This is a genomic window from Lacrimispora sp., from assembly GCF_032078915.1.
In the GTDB taxonomy this organism is placed as follows: Bacteria; Bacillota; Clostridia; order Lachnospirales; family Lachnospiraceae; genus Lacrimispora.
The window spans coordinates 8,369-11,453 of the sequence record NZ_DAMAUN010000135.1 but is presented as its reverse complement, the minus strand read 5'-3'; the positions used below and the strand labels follow the sequence as shown (position 1 = coordinate 11,453).

The 3,085-nt window shown below is 47.1% G+C and carries 2 protein-coding genes; both read left to right on the top strand.

Annotated features, from left to right (window positions below; genetic code table 11):
• Positions 1 to 482: ClpP family protease (locus RT269_RS28245; RefSeq protein WP_313187712.1), on the top strand; the 482-nt coding region annotated here is incomplete at its 5' end.
• Positions 483 to 544: 62 nt separating this feature from the next.
• The coding region (locus RT269_RS28240; RefSeq protein WP_313187711.1) for an FtsK/SpoIIIE family DNA translocase at positions 545 to 3,085 on the top strand (2,541 nt) is incomplete at its 3' end.

Here is a 3,085-nt window from a genome sequence, read left to right as displayed (position 1 = left end):
ATGATGATTCCGTGGAAGGGCTTTTGGTTCTCTTAAATACCTCCGGCGGCGACGTGGATGCAGGCCTCGCCATAGCGGAGATGATCGCTTCCTTAAGCATCCCGACCGTATCCCTGGTTCTTGGAGGAAGCCATTCCATTGGAGTTCCCTTAGCAGTCTGCACGGATTATTCCTTTATCGTACCAACTGGAACCATGATGGTTCATCCCGTAAGAATGACAGGAATGGTGATTGGCGCCTCTCAGACTTATGAATATTTTGAAATGATACAGGACCGGATCTTAAGCTTTGTTTCCACCCATGCAGAGATCGCTTACGACCAGTTAAAACGTCTTATGCTGAATACGGAAATGCTTACCAGAGACTTGGGAACCGTGCTGGTTGGCGAGGAAACGGTAAAAGAAGGACTGATTAATGAAGTGGGCGGAATCAAGGATGCTTTAAAAAAATTATATGAACTGATGGAAACTGCTTCCCGTTAATCGTTGCAATTCTCCCGATTTTTTTGTATACTGTTACCAACGGATAGAAGGGGGTAGTTATTGTGCCTGAGACAACGAAGAAACGTACAACAGCTAAAAAAGGGAAAAACGGGAGAACAAGAAATACCGCCGCCAAAAAAAATGTGATTTTACCGGAACCGGAATTTATCCATTCAGAAGTCGTGATCATTATGTCATTTTTGGCTGCGGCCATTCTGTTTTTTAGCAACTTTCATTTATGCGGCGTGGTCGGGGATTTTCTGCGGAGCGTACAGTTAGGTATATTCGGAAGTGTGGGATATGTCGCGCCTGTGCTGCTGTTTGCAGGAACCGCGTTTTACATCTCCAACCAGGGAAATCCCAGGGCTGCTTTTAAACTGGCGTCTTTTATTCTGGCGCTGGTTTCTTTGTGTGGATTTTTACAGCTCCTTTTTGGAGCAAAGGCCGGCGAGGGTTTAGGACTTGCCGACATTTATTTTGAGGCATCCGTAAGCGGAAGAGGAGGCGGCATTATAGGCGGCCTTCTGGCAGGTGGGCTTGTCTCCATAATCGGCGTAGTGGGAGCCTATCTGGTGATAGGAGTCCTTCTTGTCATATCTGCGGTCTGCATTACGGAAAAATCGTTTGTAGATATTGTGAAAAAAGGAAGCGGAAAGGCGTACCGCCATGCCCGGGAAAATGTTGACATGCGCATGGAAGTTCATGCAATGCGCCAGGAAGCCCGCAAACAGCTTTTGGAAGAGAAAAAGCTTCGGGGAGTCAATTTAGATGCCACAAAGCTGGAAGAAGCCCAGGAAGAAAGCGATGTAAAAGAGCAGGTTGAGGAAGCTCCTGACAATCTTGCAGATGATATTATGGTCCAGGCGAAACGGCTGTCTGCCGTTACTTCTGTGGAAGAAGACGAACTCAATCCTGCGGATATTTTCCGGGGCAGTTTTTCACCTGTGCCGGAAGATGATGAGGATATTGTTCCCTTTGACCCCGATGTGGGAGGAACAACGTTTGCTGAGGCTCTGGAAGAACCTTCCATATATATGAAGAAAGAGGTCAAGACCTTAAAGGAATTGGAGTTTGTGGAAGAGGAGTTCTATCCTGTGGAAGAAAATGATACCTTTGTCATTCCTGAGGAGCCAAAACAGGTGGTCACCGCTTCCGGCAAGGTAATAGAAACAGATACGGAAGCTCTTCAGAAAAAGCTGGAAAAGAAACGGGAAGAGGCAGCAAAGGAAGACGGATTAAGTGTCAGCCTTGAAATCAAGCAAAAACAGGAGATTGTGAAACAGGAATATAAGTTTCCGCCTCTCTCCCTGCTTAAAAAAGGAAAATCAGCAGTCTTTTCCGACCGGGAATACAAGGATACTGCCATCAAGCTTCAGCGGACCCTTCAGAATTTCGGGGTCGGGGTTACTGTTACCAATATAAGCTGCGGACCCTCCGTAACCAGGTATGAACTTCATCCGGAGCAGGGGGTAAAGGTCAGTAAGATCGTAAGCCTGGCAGATGACATCAAATTGAGCCTGGCAGCCGCTGATATCCGAATTGAAGCTCCTATACCAGGAAAATCGGCGGTGGGTATCGAGGTACCCAATAAAGAAAACCAAATGGTATACTTACGGGATATTCTGGAGGCAGACAGCTTCCAGAAACATTCCTCCAAAATTGCGTTTGCGGTGGGCAAAGACATCGGCGGCCAGGTGGTTGTCACTGACATTGCAAAGATGCCCCACCTTTTGATCGCCGGAGCCACTGGATCTGGTAAATCCGTCTGCATCAACACCTTGATTATGAGCATCATTTTTAAGGCGGACCCGGAGGATGTAAAACTGATCATGGTAGATCCCAAGGTGGTGGAATTAAGTGTTTATAATGGAATTCCCCATTTACTGCTCCCTGTGGTCACTGATCCCAAGAAGGCTTCCGGAGCCTTAAACTGGGCGGTGGCGGAGATGACGGACCGTTATAATAAGTTCGCTCAGTATAATGTCAGGGAAATTAAGGGATATAATGAAAAGGTAGAGAGTATAAAAGATATTGAGGATGAAGATAAGCCCAAAAAGATGCCTCAGATCGTCATCATTATCGACGAGCTTGCGGATCTGATGATGGTAGCTCCCGGAGAAGTGGAAGATTCCATCTGCCGTCTGGCCCAGCTTGCCAGAGCTGCGGGTATCCATCTGGTCATTGCCACCCAGCGTCCGTCGGTAAATGTCATAACAGGTCTCATTAAGGCCAATGTTCCCTCCAGGGTAGCATTTGCGGTTTCTTCCGGTGTGGATTCCAGGACCATTATCGATATGAATGGTGCGGAAAAGCTTCTTGGAAAAGGCGATATGCTCTTTTATCCGGCGGGATATCCAAAACCGATGCGTGTTCAGGGCGCCTTTGTATCGGATTCTGAAGTCTCCAAGGTGGTGGATTTCTTAACAGAGCAGGGGATGACTGCAGATTACAACCCGGAAGTAGAAAGCATGATCGCTTCTGCGCCTGCAGGAGGAGAGATAAGGGGCGGCGGAAATGACAGGGATGAATATTTTGTCCAGGCCGGAAAATTTATCATTGAAAAGGATAAAGCTTCCATTGGTATGCTGCAGAGGATGTTTAAA